We start from the raw sequence: 14,458 nt of genomic DNA on the forward strand, positions 1-14,458 counted from the left end.
TAACAACTCCATGCGGCGGCTTATTTTCCCCGCAACTTGTCAATCAGGGGTGAAAGCAAGGAAGACTTTTGCTTCTTCGTCTCGCTGCGGCCGGTCAGGCGCTGGGCGATTTGAAGGAACATTTCGATCGACTTGTGGTTGGCGGAGATCTCCGCGATCATCTGGCCGTTGTTGGCGGCCGAGCCGAAGATCTGCGGTTCGAACGGGATCGAGACGACCGGCTGGCTCTCGATCGCCTTGGCGAACTCGGCGGCGGCAATTTCGGGCCGTTTCGGGACGCCGACCTGGTTCAGGCAGTAGAGCGGAGGCCGATCGTTGGGCCGCGAGGCCTTCAGCAGATCGAACAGGTTCTTGGTGTTGCGCAGATTGGCGAGATCAGGCGCTGCCACAATCAGGATGTCGTCCGCCCCGATCAGGGCGCGCTTGGTCCAGCCCGACCATTGATGCGGAACGTCGAGCACGATGCACGGCATGGTGGAGCGCAGCGTGTCGAACACGGCATCGAAGGCGTCGGTGCCGAAATCATAGACCCGGTCGAGCGTCGCCGGCGCCGCCAGCAGGCTGAGATGGTCGGTGCATTTCGACAGCAGGCGGTCGATGAAGGCGGTGTCGACGCGATCCGGCGAGAACACGGCATCCGCAATACCTTGCGGCGGGTCCTGGTTGTAGTCGAGCCCGGCGGTGCCGAAGGCGAGGTCGAGATCGGCGACGACCGAGTCCATTGCGAGGTCGCGCGCGATCGCCCAGGCGACGTTGTGGGAGATGGTGGACGCGCCGACGCCGCCCTTGGCGCCGACCACGGCAATGATGCGGCCGACCGCCTTGGCTTCGGGCGCCGAGAACAGGTTGCAGATCGAGCGCACGACGTCGATCGCGCCGACCGGCGCGAGCACGTAGTCGCTGACGCCGCGGCGCACCAGCTCGCGGTAGAGCGTGACGTCGTTGATGCGGCCGATCACGACCACGCGGGTGCCGGCGTCGCAGACCGTGGCGAGATGGTCGAGGCCGGTCAGAAGATCGTTGCGGCCGTCGCTCTCGAGCACGATCACGTTCGGCGTCGGCGCCGAGCGGTAGGCTTCGATCGCGGCCGCCATGCCGCCCATCTGGATCTTCAGATGGGCCTTGCCGAGACGACGGTCTTCGCCGGCCGACTGCACCGCGGCAGCGGTCTCGACGGTCTCGCAGAAAGCCTGGACCGACACGCGCGGTGAGGGAGCAATATGCTCCTCGACCGGCGTCGGCGCCTCGGACTGCTCTTGTTGAGTCTGGCGAGCGTAGCTGATCATTTGCCGGTGTCGCTGAGTTTGGCCTTTTCGGCCTCAGGATAGGTGGTTGCCGTCGTCGTTCCCTTGCGATACTTCTCGAAGGCCGTGATGCGACGCGCCGTATAGGACGGCGTTTCAGGCCGCGGCTGCTCGAGGTCCGACGGATTGTCGATCATCGCCGCCATGTTGCGCTGATAGGCGCAGCCGTAATTGTAATAGTCCTTGTTCTCGAACCAGCTCTTGTTCTTCATCGAGGGGCCGATGTCGTCCGGCCACAGGCCACAGGGACCCGCGACCGCGGCGATCTTGGAATAGGTGAGCCGGATCGGCGGCAGGAAGCGCCTGTCTTCCGGCTGGTAGGGGCGAATGTTGACGCCGCGCGGCGGAACGCCCGCGCCCGCCAGCATCGCCTGGATCTCGCGCATCGTGTCCGCGACCGGACGCGCATTGGGCGTGCCGGACGGCACGTCGATGCGGATGGCGCCGGTGCCTTCGTGCAGCCAGGCCGAGGCGACGCCCATCACGTCGGCGCGCTGGGCGGCGGTCAATCCGCCGCGGGCGTGGCCGACGAAGACGACGATCGAGCGGTTCTGCTCCTCGATCGCGATCGGATGGCGCTGCTTGTAATCGTCGGGGATGGAGGCCGTGACCGCTTCGTTGTGCTGGCAGCCGCCGAGGGCGAGCGCCATGCCGACGAGCGCGCCACCGAAACGGATGGCGCGTTTGCGAATCTGGGGTGGTGCTGTGATCATCGTGAAATCCCCGTTCCGCCTCAGTCGGTAATGAAGCCGTAGGTGCCGCGGTAGTTCTTGGCCGGTTCGGTCCGGCCGGGCACGCCGTAGATGCGGTTGATATTGCCGAGCAGCTCGGCCTGCGGATCTGCAGGCGCGGCGAAGCCGTCATCCGGCCGCGACAGGTCCTTTGGCGACGCCGCGCGAACGACATAGGGCGTCACGATCACCACCAGCTCGGTCGCGTTGTTGACGAAGTCACGGCTGCGGAACAGCGTGCCGAGGATCGGGAGCTGCATCAGTCCCGGCAACCCGCTGACCGCCTGCTTGGTCTGCTGCTGGATCAGGCCGGCCATGGCCATCGCGCCGCCGGAGGGAATTTCGAGCGAGGTTTCGGCGCGGCGGGTCTTGATCGAGGGCACCGTCAGCGAGTTCACCGAGTTCGAGGTCACGGCCTGCGACAGCGTGATCGAATTTTCGTTCGACAGTTCCGAGACCTCGGTCATCACGCGCAGGCTGATCTTGCCCTCGCTCAGCACGATGGGGGTGAAGTTGAGCGAGATACCGAACTTCTTGAAGCTGATCTGGGTGGTACAGACATGCGTGGTGGGATCGCACGCATAGCCCGCCGGTACCGGGAATTCGCCGCCGGCGATGAAGGTCGCGGACTCACCGGAGATCGCGGTCAGGTTCGGCTCGGCCAGCGTCCGGATCACGCCGGCGCTCTCCATCGCGCGCAGGGTCGCCTGCACCGACGGCGTCGCGCCGAACTTCGTGGTCAGAGCGTTGCCGTCCACCAGATTCTTGCCAAGAGCCGTGAAGGGGTTGGAGTTGGTGAAGCTCACCACCGAGGTGCCGTAGTTCAGGTTCGCGGTGAGATCGATGCCAAGCTGCTTGATGATGGTGCGCGCGACTTCGGCGACGGTCACCTTCAGCATGACCTGGTCGCGGCCGCGGACCACGATCGAGTTCACCACCTTTTCGGCACCGCCGGCGAGGCGCGCGGCGAGATCATTGGCCTGCTGCGCTTCCAGCGGGTTCGCCGCCGAGCCTGTCAGGACGACACCGTCGCCGAGGCCGTCGATCTGGATGTCGGAATTGGGCAGGACCTGCTTGAGCGCCGCGCGCAGGCCGTTGAGGTCGCGCTTGACCGCGATGTCATAGGCCGCGATCTGCTGGCCGGCGGAATCGAAGAACACGATGTTGGTCTGGCCGACCGAGGCGCCGATGATGTAGGCGCGCTGCGACGAGCGGACCACCGCATTGGCGATCTTGGGATCGGCGACAAGCACGTCCTTGATGTCGCGCGGCAGGTCGATCACGATCGACTTGCCGACGCCGAGCGAGAGGAAGCGTGCGTTCATCTGACCGTCGGCCGCGACCTGCGCCACGGGGCGGTAGTCGGCGGCGATCGCCGGGGTGAGCACCGGGTTCAGCGTCAGCGCGAAGGCGGCCGAAAACGACAGGGCGCGGACCATTGAGGCTCGCATCGTCGCCAAATCTGCCCTGCATTTCATATCGACAGTCCTCATCGTGCCTTCGCCGTCGCGCTTGGGATGCCGTAGCGAATAATCGAAACGCCATCGCGCTTCGCGGAATCATCGAGCGTGATCTCGCTCATCTTGACGTCGGCGATGCTGCGCAGCGCGAGCGACAGCGTGCCGCTCTGCCGGGCCGCGGAGAGCGTCGCCGTCTGCGCGGGATTGAGCTCGAGCGTGACGGTCTTGCCCACCACGGCGTTCTGGCCGTCCTTTTCCTTCGGCGCCTGGTCGATGGCCAGCACGCGGACGTTGGCCAGGATGATCTCGGACGTGACGATGTCCTGGGCGCCGGCGCCCTGGTCGGCGTTCTTGAGGCGGCGCGTCAGAAGCACGTCGACGCGGTCGTTGGGCAGGATGAAGCCGCCCGCGCCGGTCTCCGGCGAGATCTCGGTCGAGATCGCGCGCATGCCGGTCGGCAGGATCGCCGCCATGAAGCCGGAGCCCTCGGCCCTGACCAGCTTCTGGTCGCGGATCGGCTCACCCTGGATGAAGGGCGCGCGGGCGATCGAGCCGATGACCTGGGTTGCGCCCTCGGGGCGCTCGTTGCGGCGGATGAAGGTGGAGCTCGCGGTCGCAGCCGGCCAGGTCTGCCATTGCACGTCTTCCGGCTTCACGGTCTGGCCGAGGCCGATGTCGTTCTTGGCGACCAGGACGTCGACGGTCGGAAGCTGTGCGACCGGAGCCGCCGGTGGCGGCGCAGAGTCCGAGCCGCTCGCCAGGTACGCGGCGACACCGCCGGCGCAGATGGCGACCGTCAGGACGACAATGCGTGCCCTATTCATACGCTTCACTTTCCACAAAACGCCGCGACGCAGCCGCCGCCGTAATCGGCAGTTGACCAGCTATTCGTCAAAGCATGGTTAATGAGGCGTATCTAAATCGGCTTAACGCCGGCTTACCCGATGCGTTCAGCGCAGTGCGAGGTGAGCGAGGTCGATCGCCTTCACCCATTCGGTCTCCGGATAGACCATCAGCGCGCCGAGCGTGAGCGCGATGCCGTAAGGAATGCCGCTCTCCTTGTCGTGCAGCCGTGCCAGCCAGGCCTGGCCCGCCAGCCCGTAAGGCAATGGCCATTGCCGGAACTGGAGCAGGAGCAGCGTCAGCGCTCCGCCGAACAGCGAGGCGTAGAGCAGGAAATCCATCAATTGCGCGAAGCCGAACCAGAGCGCGACTGAAGCCGCGACCTTGGCGTCGCCGCCGCCCATCCAGCCCATCGCAAAGCAGCCGAAGGCCACGACGAGGAGCAGTGCGCCGGCGCCGACATGGCTCAGCATCTCGTAAGGTGCCATGCCACCGGCGAACGCGAGCGCGAAGAAGCCCGCGATCAGCGCCAGCGACACGCGGTTCGAGATGGTCATCGTGAAGAGATCGCTCGCGGCGGCGAAGGCCATCAGGGCCGGGAAGAGCAGAAGGCGCGCAAGGTCGAGGATCATGGGCGGCGTCTTGAGCTTGGGTTCATCGCGGGATCGGGGTGTCGCCGCATGCTAGCCGCCAGTGCTAAACAAACCGACAACGGCGGCAGCGGCGCTGCGAGCAGGAGCCTGCCGGAGGCGCACTCACCAGATGCTGGCAATGCGCGCGGCGAGGACGGCCGTCGCGAGCAGCAGCGCAAGGCAAACCCAGTACGCTGGCGAAGAGGTCTCGGCCGCCTCCGCCTCGCTCGCCGCAACCGCGGCTTCGGTTCTGTACTCGCGTAACGCCACTGGAACTCGCCGCATTCAGAAAAACAAAGGCCCCGGAGGTCCGGGGCTTTTGCCGTCGTTGGTCGGTCGCTTACTTCAGCGAGGAGCTGATCGAGCCGAACTTGGTGTTCAGCGAGCTGCCGAGGTTGTTGACGACGGTGATGATGGCCAGTGCGATGCCGGCGGCAATCAGGCCGTATTCGATGGCGGTGGCGCCGGATTCATCCTTCGCGAAACGCGCAATCAGGTTCTTCATGAACTAAACTCCGTCTGGGGTGTGATCGCCTCGTTCGGCGCTGTGCTTGACGCGATAAACATGAGATCCGAGCTCTTTCGGTAGAGTTAATTCGATCGGGCAAACCCGCTTCCAGCCCGATGCTTTTGCCCAGAGTGAATTTGGCCTTAAGGACGCAATCGAAATTCTTCCTGTTCCAAATGCGCCCCAAGCGCGCCGTGGACTTCACCCTCCCTTAAATTTCGGGGAGTAGGCCTAAGCGGGATCAGAAGTTTGGAAGAGAGGCGACGATGTCGAGCCTGCCCATGCAAGTCGCCTTGATGCTCGGCGAGACCATCCAGAAGATGGTCCCCGTCACCTTCGTGCTCGCGGCGGTCTTCACCGTGCTCGAGCATTTCTGGGCCTGCAATCCCGGCGCGCCGTGGTGGCGCAAGCGCGAGATCCTCACCGACATCTGCTACTGGTTCTTCGTTCCGGTGTTCGCCCGCACCATGCGGATCGGACTCCTGATCGTCGGTGCCGGTGCAGTCTTCAACATCCACGACGCGGACGACCTGATCGCCTTCTACGACAATGGCCATGGCCCGCTGGCGGCGTTGCCGCTGTGGGTACAGGCCATACTGTTCCTGGTGCTGTCTGACTTCATGCTGTATTGGCTGCACCGGCTGTTCCACGACGGCGGATTCTGGAAGTACCACGCCATCCATCATTCGTCGGAGGAGATCGGGTGGATTTCCGCGGCCCGCTTCCATCCCGTCAATCTCATGCTCGGGACGATCGGCGTCGACGTCGTGCTGCTGATGGCCGGCATCTCCCCGAACGTCATGATCTGGCTCGGTCCGTTCACCACCTTCCATTCGGCCTTCGTGCACGCCAACCTGAACTGGACCTTCGGGCCGTTCAAATATGTGCTGGCGACGCCGGTGTTCCACCGCTGGCACCACACCGCGCTCGAAGAGGGCGGTGACACCAATTTTGCCGGGACGTTTCCGATCTGGGACGTGCTGTTCGGCACCTTCCGCATGCCGGAGGGGAAACTGCCGCAGGACTACGGCAAGGACGAAGCGACCATGCCGAAGGAGATCGGGGGCCAGCTCGCTTATCCGTTCCGCCAGTAAGGGATATTCTGAGGCAGCAAAACGCTCAGTCCGTTCAAACAATAGTCGGCGAGTTTGCGGAACGTTCACGAATTAAGGGCAGGTTAGCCGGGTCGGGCACCGGCTCCGCTGTGTATCGAATCGCTTCTGCCGGTTTGTGACGTCCCGGGGGTAAGAGTATGCGTAAAGAGTTGCTGCGCCGTCATGCGCGCGTTTGTCTTCTGGTTGCGGCTGCGGTGCTGGCATCGCCGGCCGCCAGCCTTGCCGAGGCGACCGCCGATACCATCGCCGTCAATGTCGACCAGGCCAAGCTGGTCAGGCTGCCCGGCAAGGTGGCGACCATCGTGGTCGGCAATCCCCTGATCGCCGACGTCACGCTCCAGCCCGGCGGCATGATCGTCGTGACCGGGAAGGGCTACGGTGCCACCAATTTCATCGCGCTCGACCGGGGCGGTGAGATCCTGGTCGACCGTCAGATCCAGGTCGAAGGTCCGAGCGACCGGCTCGTCACCGTCTATCGCGGGGTCGAGCGCGAGTCCTACAGCTGCATGCCGCTGTGCCAGCGCCGCGTGACGCTCGGCGACAGCGATAACTATTTCAACAACACGATGAGCCAGGCCGGTTCGTTGAACAACAACGCCAGCGGCAATGCCGGCGCGGCCGCCAAAACGAACTAGCAAGACGAGCTCGCAAGACGAACGCGTTGTCCAGTTGCGTCTACGACAGCGCGGATGCGGCCGGTACGACCTGCTGAGTCCATCCGCTCTTTCGGACATGAAAAAAGGCCGTGCGTTGCGCACGGCCTTTTCCTTTTGCTTGCTCGCTAGAGCCGTACGGGCCAAAGGCCCGTGGGCTCAACCGGCGGCGCGGAGGTTGTCCGCTGCCGACTTGCCGGAACGGCGGTCGGCCACGATCTCGTAAGAGACCTTCTGACCTTCACGCAGCGTGCCGAGACCGGCGCGCTCGACGGCGCTGATGTGTACGAAGACGTCCTGGCCGCCATCGTCGGGCTGGATGAAGCCAAAGCCCTTGGTCGCGTTAAACCACTTCACGGTTCCCATGCTCACGGGGTAGTTCCTTCTCAGATGTGCAGTGTCGAAGCCTACTTTCGCAGGCGGGTTAGATCGAGTTTCTGGAAGGGTCGTCAGCGTGTCTGAACCGGCTGTACCGGTGGATGCCAATGTCGTCCGGCCGAAAATCGATGAGTGATTTTATTGGAATTAAGGCACCAAAACAATCCTGACGTGCACGATTTTTTGATCCGCCGCGATCGACACGGCGGATCAGCATACAGGTCAGAATTTTACTTTCGCAGCCGAGATGCTGGAAGCCGATCAACGGCGGCGGAACTGGCCACCACGCTGTCCGGGACGGGGAGGCCCGCCCATGCCACTCGGACGTTCGTCCTTGTGGCGGAAAATCAGCCGGCCCTTCTCGAGGTCGTAGGGCGACATTTCCACGGTCACGCGGTCACCCGCCAGCGTCTTGATGCGGTTCTTCTTCATCTTGCCGGCGGTGTAGGCGACGATCTCGTGCCCGGCGTCGAGCTGCACGCGGTAGCGCGCGTCGGGGAGGATTTCGGTGACCAGTCCTTCGAACTGGATCAGCTCTTCCTTAGCCATGAATTTCTCCAGGTCGTGGACGGCTAGTGCGAATAGGGTTTGCGGGTCGGTTGGCCCATCGGCCGACTCTCGCGGCGTAAAAAGGCCACGCCTTGTATCCCATCGGGCTTGCCGGCGCTATGCGCGGAACGCTGTTCCGGGCGCTCGGTTGGGGAAGAATGCGTCTTACCACCGGACCGTTGGCGGCGAGACCCCTTCGAGACCTTCTGGCTACCACCGGGACGTCCGTCAACATGCCTTCCGTCACCGTGCCGACCTTCGCCGGGCCTTCCGTCGCTATGCTTGCCGGCGCTATGGTGGCGTCCGTCGGCATGCCTTTCGTCGGTGCGTCGTCCGTCAGTGTGACGTCCCTCACCATGCCTTGCGCCTTGCGGACGCTGGCCCGGGCGGCCCGGCCGGCCCTGTCGTTGCTGCGGCGGGGGCGGACCCGCATCGCGGCGCCCGGCATCGGTGCGGAGATCCTCGCGCGGGAGCGCCACCTTGATCAGTCGCTCGATGTCGCGGAGATAGCTCAGTTCCTCGCCGCCGGCGACCAGCGAGATCGCGGTGCCTTCGGCGCCGGCACGCGCGGTGCGACCGATGCGGTGCACATAGGTCTCGGGCACGTTCGGCAGGTCGAAATTGATGACGTGGCTGATGCCGTCGACATCGATGCCGCGGGCGGCGATGTCGGTGGCGACCAGGGTGCGGATCTCGCCGGAACGGAACTGGGCGAGCGTCCGCTCGCGATGGTTCTGTGACTTGTTGCCATGAATGGCGCTGGCGGCGATGCCGGCCTTCTCAAGTGTCTTCACGACCTTGTCGGCACCATGCTTGGTGCGGGTGAAGACCAGCGCGCGATTGACCGGCTCGTCCTTCAGGAGCTTGGTCAGGAAGGCGGGCTTGGCGGAGAAATCAACCTGGACGATGCGCTGGTTGATCCGCTCGGCGGTCGAGGACACCGGGGTGACCGCAACGCGGGCGGGGTCCCGCAGCATCGCGTCGGCGAGCTCGGCGATGTCCTTCGGCATGGTGGCCGAGAAGAACAGCGTCTGCCGCTTGATCGGCAGCTTGGCGACGATTTTACGGATGTCGTTGATGAAGCCCATGTCGAGCATGCGATCGGCCTCGTCGAGCACGAGGAATTCGACGCTTCCAAGCTTCAGCCCGTTGCTCTGTACGAGGTCGAGCAGCCGGCCGGGGGTCGCCACCAAGACCTCGAGGCCAGGCATCAGCGCGCGAACCTGGCGGCCCATCGGCACGCCGCCGATGGCGAGCGTCGAGGACAGCCGGATGTGGCGGCCGTAGGCGTTGAAGCTATCGAGGATCTGGCCGGACAGCTCGCGGGTGGGCGAGAGCACCAGCACGCGGCAGGTCTTCGGCTGCGGCTTGATGCGGTTCTCGAGCAGGCGGTGCAGGATCGGCAGCGCGAAGGACGCGGTCTTGCCGGTGCCGGTCTGGGCGATGCCGACGACGTCGCGGCCGGTCAGTGCCGTGGGAATCGTCTGGGCCTGGATGGGGGTGGGGGTGACGTAATTCTCTTCGGCGAGAGCACGCGCGATGGGTTCGGCAAGGCCGAAGTCCTGAAAGGAAGTCAAAAGATGGGTTCTTTCCATGTCGAAAGCGAGCGCCCAGCGCAATCAGCGGGGCACGCGCAATAAGGGTGTCGAATAGACACCTGCGTGTTTGGGGTGTCGGATGGCTTGATGGGATGGGGCAAGCCAGAGGCCCGGAAAGGGCTTAAGAACACGCGGCTCGCTACGACCCCTTGATTCGCAAGAGGTCTCGAACCTCCATATGGAACATTCAGGGGGCGGTTTCAAGGCAACGCGGCCTCAAACCGTGATTGCAGTGCAGAAATAGTTATGCCGGAAATTTAGACAGGGTTATTGTTTTGCTTAAAAAATAACCTGTCTGCCGCATTGGCATACATTTTATTCGCCCAAGATTTGGGCAATCGGACTGCGGCAAAAGTTGGATTGCAGCGAAATTATATAATCTGACCAATAGGTTGGCATGTGCCCAGCCCATGGCATGGTTCTTGCGATTCCATTAATCGCAGGCGGCCGTGGGGCCGTTTCGCAGCGTCTTTTTCACGTCTGCGTCAGGGAGATGATACATCCATGCTTAACAAATCCACTCACGATATAGCGGCGTCATTTAGCCGCCGTGGCGTTCTCGCCGCGACCGCCGGACTGATGATGGGTCTGGCTTCATTGACTGGCGCCAAGGCCGCGGACGACACCATCAAGGTCGGCGTCCTTCATTCTCTCTCCGGCACCATGGCCATCAGCGAAACCACGCTGAAGGACACCATCCTCTTCCTCATCGACGAGCAGAACAAGAAGGGCGGCGTCAACGGCAAGAAGCTCGAAGCCGTCGTGGTCGATCCTGCCTCGAACTGGCCGCTGTTCGCCGAAAAGGCGCGCGAGCTGATCACCAAGGACAAGGTCGCGGTCGTGTTCGGCTGCTGGACCTCGGTGTCGCGCAAGTCCGTGCTCCCGGTCTTCAAGGAGCTGAACAGCATCCTGTTCTACCCCGTGCAGTACGAGGGCGAGGAGAGCGAGCGCAACGTGTTCTACACGGGTGCTGCGCCGAACCAGCAGGCGATCCCCGCCGTCGACTATCTGATGAAGGACGAGAAGGTGAAGCGCTGGGTGCTCGCGGGCACCGACTACGTCTATCCGCGCACCACCAACAAGATCCTGGAGGCCTACCTGAAGTCGAAGGGTGTCGCCCAGGAAGACATCATGATCAACTACACGCCGTTCGGTCATTCCGACTGGCAGACGATCGTGGCCGACATCAAGAAGTTCGGCTCGGCCGGCAAGAAGACCGCGGTGGTCTCGACCATCAACGGCGACGCCAACGTCCCCTTCTACAAGGAACTCGGCAACCAGGGCATCAAGGCGAAGGACATCCCGGTCGTCGCGTTCTCGGTGGGTGAGGAAGAGCTCGCCGGCATCGACACCAAGCCGCTGCTCGGCCATCTCGCCGCCTGGAACTACTTCCAGTCGATCAAGTCGCCGGAGAACGAGAAGTTCATCAAGGCGTGGCAGACCTACACCAAGAATCCGAAGCGCGTGACCAACGATCCGATGGAAGCGCACGTGATCGGCTTCGACATGTGGGTCAAGGCGGTCGAGAAGGTGAAGTCGACCGATCCGGACAAGGTGATCGACGCGCTGCCCGGCATCGAAGCCAAGAACCTGACCGGCGGCACCTCCAAGATGCTTCCGAACCATCACATCACCAAGCCGGTGTTCATTGGCGAAATCAAAGCCAACGGCCAGTTCGACGTGGTGTGGAAGACCCCGGGTCTTGTCGCAGGCGACGCCTGGTCGAAGGAGCTCGATGGCTCCAAGGACCTGGTCGGCGACTGGGTCGGCAAGAAGTGCGGCAACTTCAACACCAAGACCAACAAGTGCCTCGGCTCGGGCTCCTGATCCCGATCTGTCGGTTCATTGCACGACGGGAGGAGGCGGCTATTCCGCCGCCTTCTCCCCACTTCTGCCGGGGTGATTCAAAGTGCCAACCAATTTGTCCGCTCGTCTCTGTACCTTTGTCCTCTCGTTGTTCCTGATCGCGTTCGCACTGCCGGCCTTTGCCGGTCCGTTCGAGGATGCGGTCGCCAAATTCGCCAATGACGATTTCTCCGACACCGATGAGGCGATCGGCGTGGTCGCGAGCAGCGGCAACAAGCTGGCTTTCCCCATCATCAGCGCGCTCCAGGACGGTCGCCTCATGGCCGACCCTGATAGCAAGAAGGTTTACGTCACCGGTGCCGACGGCAAGTCGATCGATGCCGCGACCGGCGAGCCCGTCGCCAGCGTTCCCGACAGCGCCAGCGCGGTGCGCCTCAACAACCGCCTGCGCCGCAGCGTCGACGCTGCGATCGGCAGCCTGACGCTCCAGTCGCCGGATGTCGGAACGCGCCTCCAGGCGGCGCAATCCGTCTTCAAGTCGCATGAGGAGACCGCGCTCGAGCCGGTCGATGCCGCGCTCGCCAAGGAAACCAGCAAATCGGTCAAGGCCGCACTCGGCGATGCCCGCGCCGCGATCCTGCTGTTCAAGTCCGATGCCACCGAGGTCGAGAAGCTCGAGGCGGTCGCGACCCTCAAGGCGCGCGGCGACCAGGAGGCGATGGCGCTGCTGACAGGCATGGGCGATCAGCCGGCCTCGGTGACCAAGGCCGCTGCGAGCGCAATCAGCTCGATCCAGGGCTCGCTCGCGGTCTGGTCCACGGTGCAGAATGCCTGGTACGGCCTCTCGCTCGGCTCGGTGCTGCTGCTCGCCGCGATCGGGCTCGCCATCACCTTCGGCGTCATGGGCGTCATCAACATGGCCCATGGCGAGATGGTGATGATCGGCGCCTACACCACCTTCGTGGTGCAGGAGGTGATCCGCACCCGCTATCCCGCGCTCTTCGATTATTCGCTCTTGATCGCCGTGCCGCTCGCCTTCCTGGTCGCCGGCGGCATCGGCGTGCTGATCGAGCGCAGCATCATCCGTTTCCTCTATGGCCGTCCGCTGGAGACGCTGCTGGCGACCTGGGGCCTGTCGCTGGTGCTCCAGCAGGCGGTCCGCACCATGTTCGGCCCGACCAACCGCGAGGTGGGAAATCCCTCCTGGATGAGCGGCGCGTTCGAGCTCGGCCAGATCACCATCACCTATAACCGGCTCTGGATCCTCGTCTTCACGCTCGCAGTGTTCGCGATTTTGCTGGCGATGCTTCGCTATACCGCGCTTGGCCTCGAGATGCGCGCGGTGACGCAGAACCGCCGCATGGCGGCCTCGATGGGCATCGCCACCTCGCGCGTCGACGCGCTGACCTTCGGTCTCGGCTCCGGTATTGCCGGCATCGCGGGCGTGGCGCTGTCGCAGATCGACAATGTCAGCCCCAATCTCGGCCAGAGCTACATCATCGACAGCTTCATGGTCGTGGTGTTCGGCGGCGTCGGCAATCTCTGGGGCACGCTGGTCGGCGCCTTCACGCTCGGCATCGCCAACAAATTCCTGGAGCCGGTCGCCGGCGCCGTGCTCGGCAAGATCGCCATCCTCGTTCTCATCATCCTGTTCATTCAAAAGCGGCCGCGCGGCCTGTTCGCGCTCAAGGGCCGTGCGGTGGAAGCATGACCCCCCACATGCTGACCAGGTCGCTGGACCGCGGCGCGACGATCTTTCTCGCCATCGTCGCGGCCTGCGGCATCCTCATCCCGCTCTCCAACCTGCTGCTGCCCGCGGGCTCGTTTCTGCAGGTGCCGACCTATCTGGTCGCGCTCTGGGGCAAATATGTCTGCTACGCGATCCTCGCGCTCTCGATCGACCTGATCTGGGGCTATTGCGGCATCCTCTCGCTCGGCCACGGCGCCTTCTTCGCGCTCGGCGGCTACGCGATGGGAATGTACCTGATGCGGCAGATCGGCACCCGCGGCGTCTACGGCAACCCGATCCTGCCCGACTTCATGGTGTTCCTGAACTATTCGAAGCTGCCCTGGTACTGGTACGGCTTCGACATGTTCTGGTTCGCGGCGCTGATGGTGCTGGTCGTGCCCGGCCTGCTTGCATTCTGCTTCGGCTGGCTCGCCTTCCGCTCCCGCGTCACCGGCGTGTACCTGTCGATCATCACGCAGGCGATGACCTATGCGCTGCTGCTCGCCTTCTTCCGCAATGATTTCGGCTTCGGCGGCAACAACGGCCTGACCGACTTCAAGGACATCCTCGGCTTCAACGTGCAGGCCGAGGGCACCCGCGCCGCGCTGTTTGCGCTGAGCTGCCTGGCGCTGATCCTGAGCTTCCTGATCTGCCGCTCCGTCGTGTCCTCCAAGCTCGGCAAGGTCCTGATCGCAATCCGCGACGCGGAATCGCGCAGCCGGTTCCTCGGCTACCGCGTCGAATCCTACAAGCTGTTCGTCTTCACGTTGTCGGCCTGCATGGCCGGCGTTGCCGGTGCGCTCTATGTGCCCCAGGTCGGCATCATCAACCCGAGCGAATTCGCACCCGGCAATTCGATCGAGGCGGTGATCTGGGTCGCGGTCGGCGGCCGCGGTACGCTGATCGGTGCTGCACTCGGCGCCGTCGTCGTCAACTATGCAAAAACGTTCTTCACCTCGGGCATGCTCGCGCCCTACTGGCTGTTCATGCTGGGCGCGCTGTTCATCCTGGTGACGCTGCTGCTGCCCAAGGGCATCGTCGGCACCTTCAATGCCTGGTGGGAGTCGTCAAAAGAGAAGCGCACCGCCGCGACCAGCGCGAGCGCCGCGGCCGAAGATGGCGTCATCGAACCCAAGATGGCGGAGTAGGCGC

General features: G+C 63.8%; 15 protein-coding genes. 5 read left to right on the forward strand and 10 right to left on the reverse strand.

The annotated features are described in order from the left end of the window. Positions 1-20: 20 nt before the first annotated feature. The 7 genes from ABIB95_RS21990 to ABIB95_RS22020 form a co-directional block, all read right to left on the reverse strand. Positions 21-1,286, reverse strand: a complete 1,266-nt coding sequence (locus ABIB95_RS21990) for a CpaE/TadZ family protein (protein ID WP_063980969.1) — start codon at positions 1,284-1,286, stop codon at positions 21-23. Beyond that, positions 1,283-2,017 carry a CpaD family pilus assembly protein gene (locus tag ABIB95_RS21995; RefSeq protein WP_071916701.1) on the reverse strand — a complete coding sequence of 245 codons (735 nt, stop codon included), beginning with the start codon at positions 2,015-2,017 and terminating at the stop codon, positions 1,283-1,285. The genes ABIB95_RS21990 and ABIB95_RS21995 overlap by 4 nt, the downstream gene beginning before the upstream one ends. 20 nt (positions 2,018-2,037) lie before the next feature. Then, positions 2,038-3,513, reverse strand: a complete 1,476-nt coding sequence (locus ABIB95_RS22000) for a type II and III secretion system protein family protein (RefSeq protein ID WP_354242114.1) — start codon at positions 3,511-3,513, stop codon at positions 2,038-2,040. Positions 3,514-3,524: 11 nt separating this feature from the next. After that, a complete protein-coding gene (gene cpaB, locus ABIB95_RS22005; protein WP_063980971.1) occupies positions 3,525-4,319 on the reverse strand; it encodes a Flp pilus assembly protein CpaB in 795 nt (264 codons plus the stop codon). 126 nt (positions 4,320-4,445) lie between these two features. Beyond that, complete coding sequence (locus ABIB95_RS22010) at positions 4,446-4,970, reverse strand: A24 family peptidase (protein WP_208088838.1); 525 nt, start codon at positions 4,968-4,970, stop codon at positions 4,446-4,448. 123 nt (positions 4,971-5,093) lie between these two features. Continuing rightward, positions 5,094-5,240, reverse strand: a complete 147-nt coding sequence (locus ABIB95_RS22015; protein ID WP_167768029.1) for a hypothetical protein — start codon at positions 5,238-5,240, stop codon at positions 5,094-5,096. Between the two features lie 70 nt (positions 5,241-5,310). Next, positions 5,311-5,475 (reverse strand): Flp family type IVb pilin, encoded by a 165-nt coding sequence (locus ABIB95_RS22020; RefSeq protein ID WP_014498224.1) that lies wholly within the window; start codon positions 5,473-5,475, stop codon positions 5,311-5,313. Positions 5,476-5,744: 269 nt separating this feature from the next. On the opposite strand from ABIB95_RS22020, the gene ABIB95_RS22025 reads away from it, so the two are divergent. Beyond that, a complete protein-coding gene (locus ABIB95_RS22025) occupies positions 5,745-6,572 on the forward strand; it encodes a sterol desaturase family protein (RefSeq protein ID WP_071916699.1) in 828 nt (275 codons plus the stop codon). Between the two features lie 158 nt (positions 6,573-6,730). Next, the gene (locus ABIB95_RS22030; protein WP_354242118.1) at positions 6,731-7,228 is read left to right on the forward strand and encodes a pilus assembly protein N-terminal domain-containing protein; all 498 of its coding nucleotides are present in this window, start codon (positions 6,731-6,733) and stop codon (positions 7,226-7,228) included. Positions 7,229-7,405: 177 nt separating this feature from the next. On the opposite strand, the gene ABIB95_RS22035 is transcribed toward ABIB95_RS22030, so the two are convergent. From ABIB95_RS22035 to ABIB95_RS22045, 3 genes are all read right to left on the reverse strand, one after another. Further along, positions 7,406-7,618: a cold-shock protein gene (locus ABIB95_RS22035; RefSeq protein ID WP_028148374.1), complete on the reverse strand. Its 213-nt coding sequence runs from the start codon at positions 7,616-7,618 to the stop codon at positions 7,406-7,408. A gap of 267 nt (positions 7,619-7,885) precedes the next feature. Continuing rightward, positions 7,886-8,173: a translation initiation factor IF-1 gene (gene infA / locus ABIB95_RS22040; RefSeq protein ID WP_007599789.1), complete on the reverse strand. Its 288-nt coding sequence runs from the start codon at positions 8,171-8,173 to the stop codon at positions 7,886-7,888. Positions 8,174-8,196: 23 nt separating this feature from the next. Further along, complete coding sequence (locus ABIB95_RS22045; protein WP_354242121.1) at positions 8,197-9,768, reverse strand: DEAD/DEAH box helicase; 1,572 nt, start codon at positions 9,766-9,768, stop codon at positions 8,197-8,199. 507 nt (positions 9,769-10,275) lie between these two features. Between ABIB95_RS22045 and urtA the strand changes: the two genes are divergently transcribed. From urtA to urtC, 3 genes are all read left to right on the forward strand, one after another. Beyond that, on the forward strand, positions 10,276-11,598 hold the full coding sequence (urtA, locus tag ABIB95_RS22050) for an urea ABC transporter substrate-binding protein (RefSeq protein WP_063980975.1): 1,323 nt from the start codon (positions 10,276-10,278) through the stop codon (positions 11,596-11,598). Positions 11,599-11,680: 82 nt separating this feature from the next. Next, complete coding sequence (gene urtB / locus ABIB95_RS22055) at positions 11,681-13,288, forward strand: urea ABC transporter permease subunit UrtB (protein WP_354242124.1); 1,608 nt, start codon at positions 11,681-11,683, stop codon at positions 13,286-13,288. After that, positions 13,285-14,454 carry an urea ABC transporter permease subunit UrtC gene (gene urtC, locus ABIB95_RS22060; RefSeq protein WP_354242127.1) on the forward strand — a complete coding sequence of 390 codons (1,170 nt, stop codon included), beginning with the start codon at positions 13,285-13,287 and terminating at the stop codon, positions 14,452-14,454. The genes urtB and urtC overlap by 4 nt, the downstream gene beginning before the upstream one ends. The last annotated feature ends 4 nt before the right edge of the window (positions 14,455-14,458 follow it).

The organism is Bradyrhizobium sp. LA2.1 (genome assembly GCF_040547725.1).
GTDB classification, from domain to species: domain Bacteria; phylum Pseudomonadota; class Alphaproteobacteria; order Rhizobiales; family Xanthobacteraceae; genus Bradyrhizobium; species Bradyrhizobium barranii.

Excerpts from the sequence above, each read along its gene's own strand:
- ABIB95_RS22030 (WP_354242118.1), top strand. The coding sequence starts at position 6,731 with ATGCGTAAAGAGTTGCTGCGCCGTCATGCGCGCGTTTGTCTTCTGGTT.
- urtC (WP_354242127.1), top strand. The coding sequence starts at position 13,285 with ATGACCCCCCACATGCTGACCAGGTCGCTGGACCGCGGCGCGACGATC.
- urtA (WP_063980975.1), top strand. The coding sequence starts at position 10,276 with ATGCTTAACAAATCCACTCACGATATAGCGGCGTCATTTAGCCGCCGT.
- cpaB (WP_063980971.1), bottom strand. The coding sequence starts at position 4,319 with ATGAATAGGGCACGCATTGTCGTCCTGACGGTCGCCATCTGCGCCGGC.
- ABIB95_RS21995 (WP_071916701.1), bottom strand. The coding sequence starts at position 2,017 with ATGATCACAGCACCACCCCAGATTCGCAAACGCGCCATCCGTTTCGGT.
- ABIB95_RS22025 (WP_071916699.1), top strand. The coding sequence starts at position 5,745 with ATGTCGAGCCTGCCCATGCAAGTCGCCTTGATGCTCGGCGAGACCATC.
- ABIB95_RS22045 (WP_354242121.1), bottom strand. The coding sequence starts at position 9,768 with ATGGAAAGAACCCATCTTTTGACTTCCTTTCAGGACTTCGGCCTTGCC.
- infA (WP_007599789.1), bottom strand. The coding sequence starts at position 8,173 with ATGGCTAAGGAAGAGCTGATCCAGTTCGAAGGACTGGTCACCGAAATC.
- ABIB95_RS22020 (WP_014498224.1), bottom strand. The coding sequence starts at position 5,475 with ATGAAGAACCTGATTGCGCGTTTCGCGAAGGATGAATCCGGCGCCACC.
- ABIB95_RS22010 (WP_208088838.1), bottom strand. The coding sequence starts at position 4,970 with ATGATCCTCGACCTTGCGCGCCTTCTGCTCTTCCCGGCCCTGATGGCC.
- ABIB95_RS22000 (WP_354242114.1), bottom strand. The coding sequence starts at position 3,513 with ATGAAATGCAGGGCAGATTTGGCGACGATGCGAGCCTCAATGGTCCGC.
- ABIB95_RS21990 (WP_063980969.1), bottom strand. The coding sequence starts at position 1,286 with ATGATCAGCTACGCTCGCCAGACTCAACAAGAGCAGTCCGAGGCGCCG.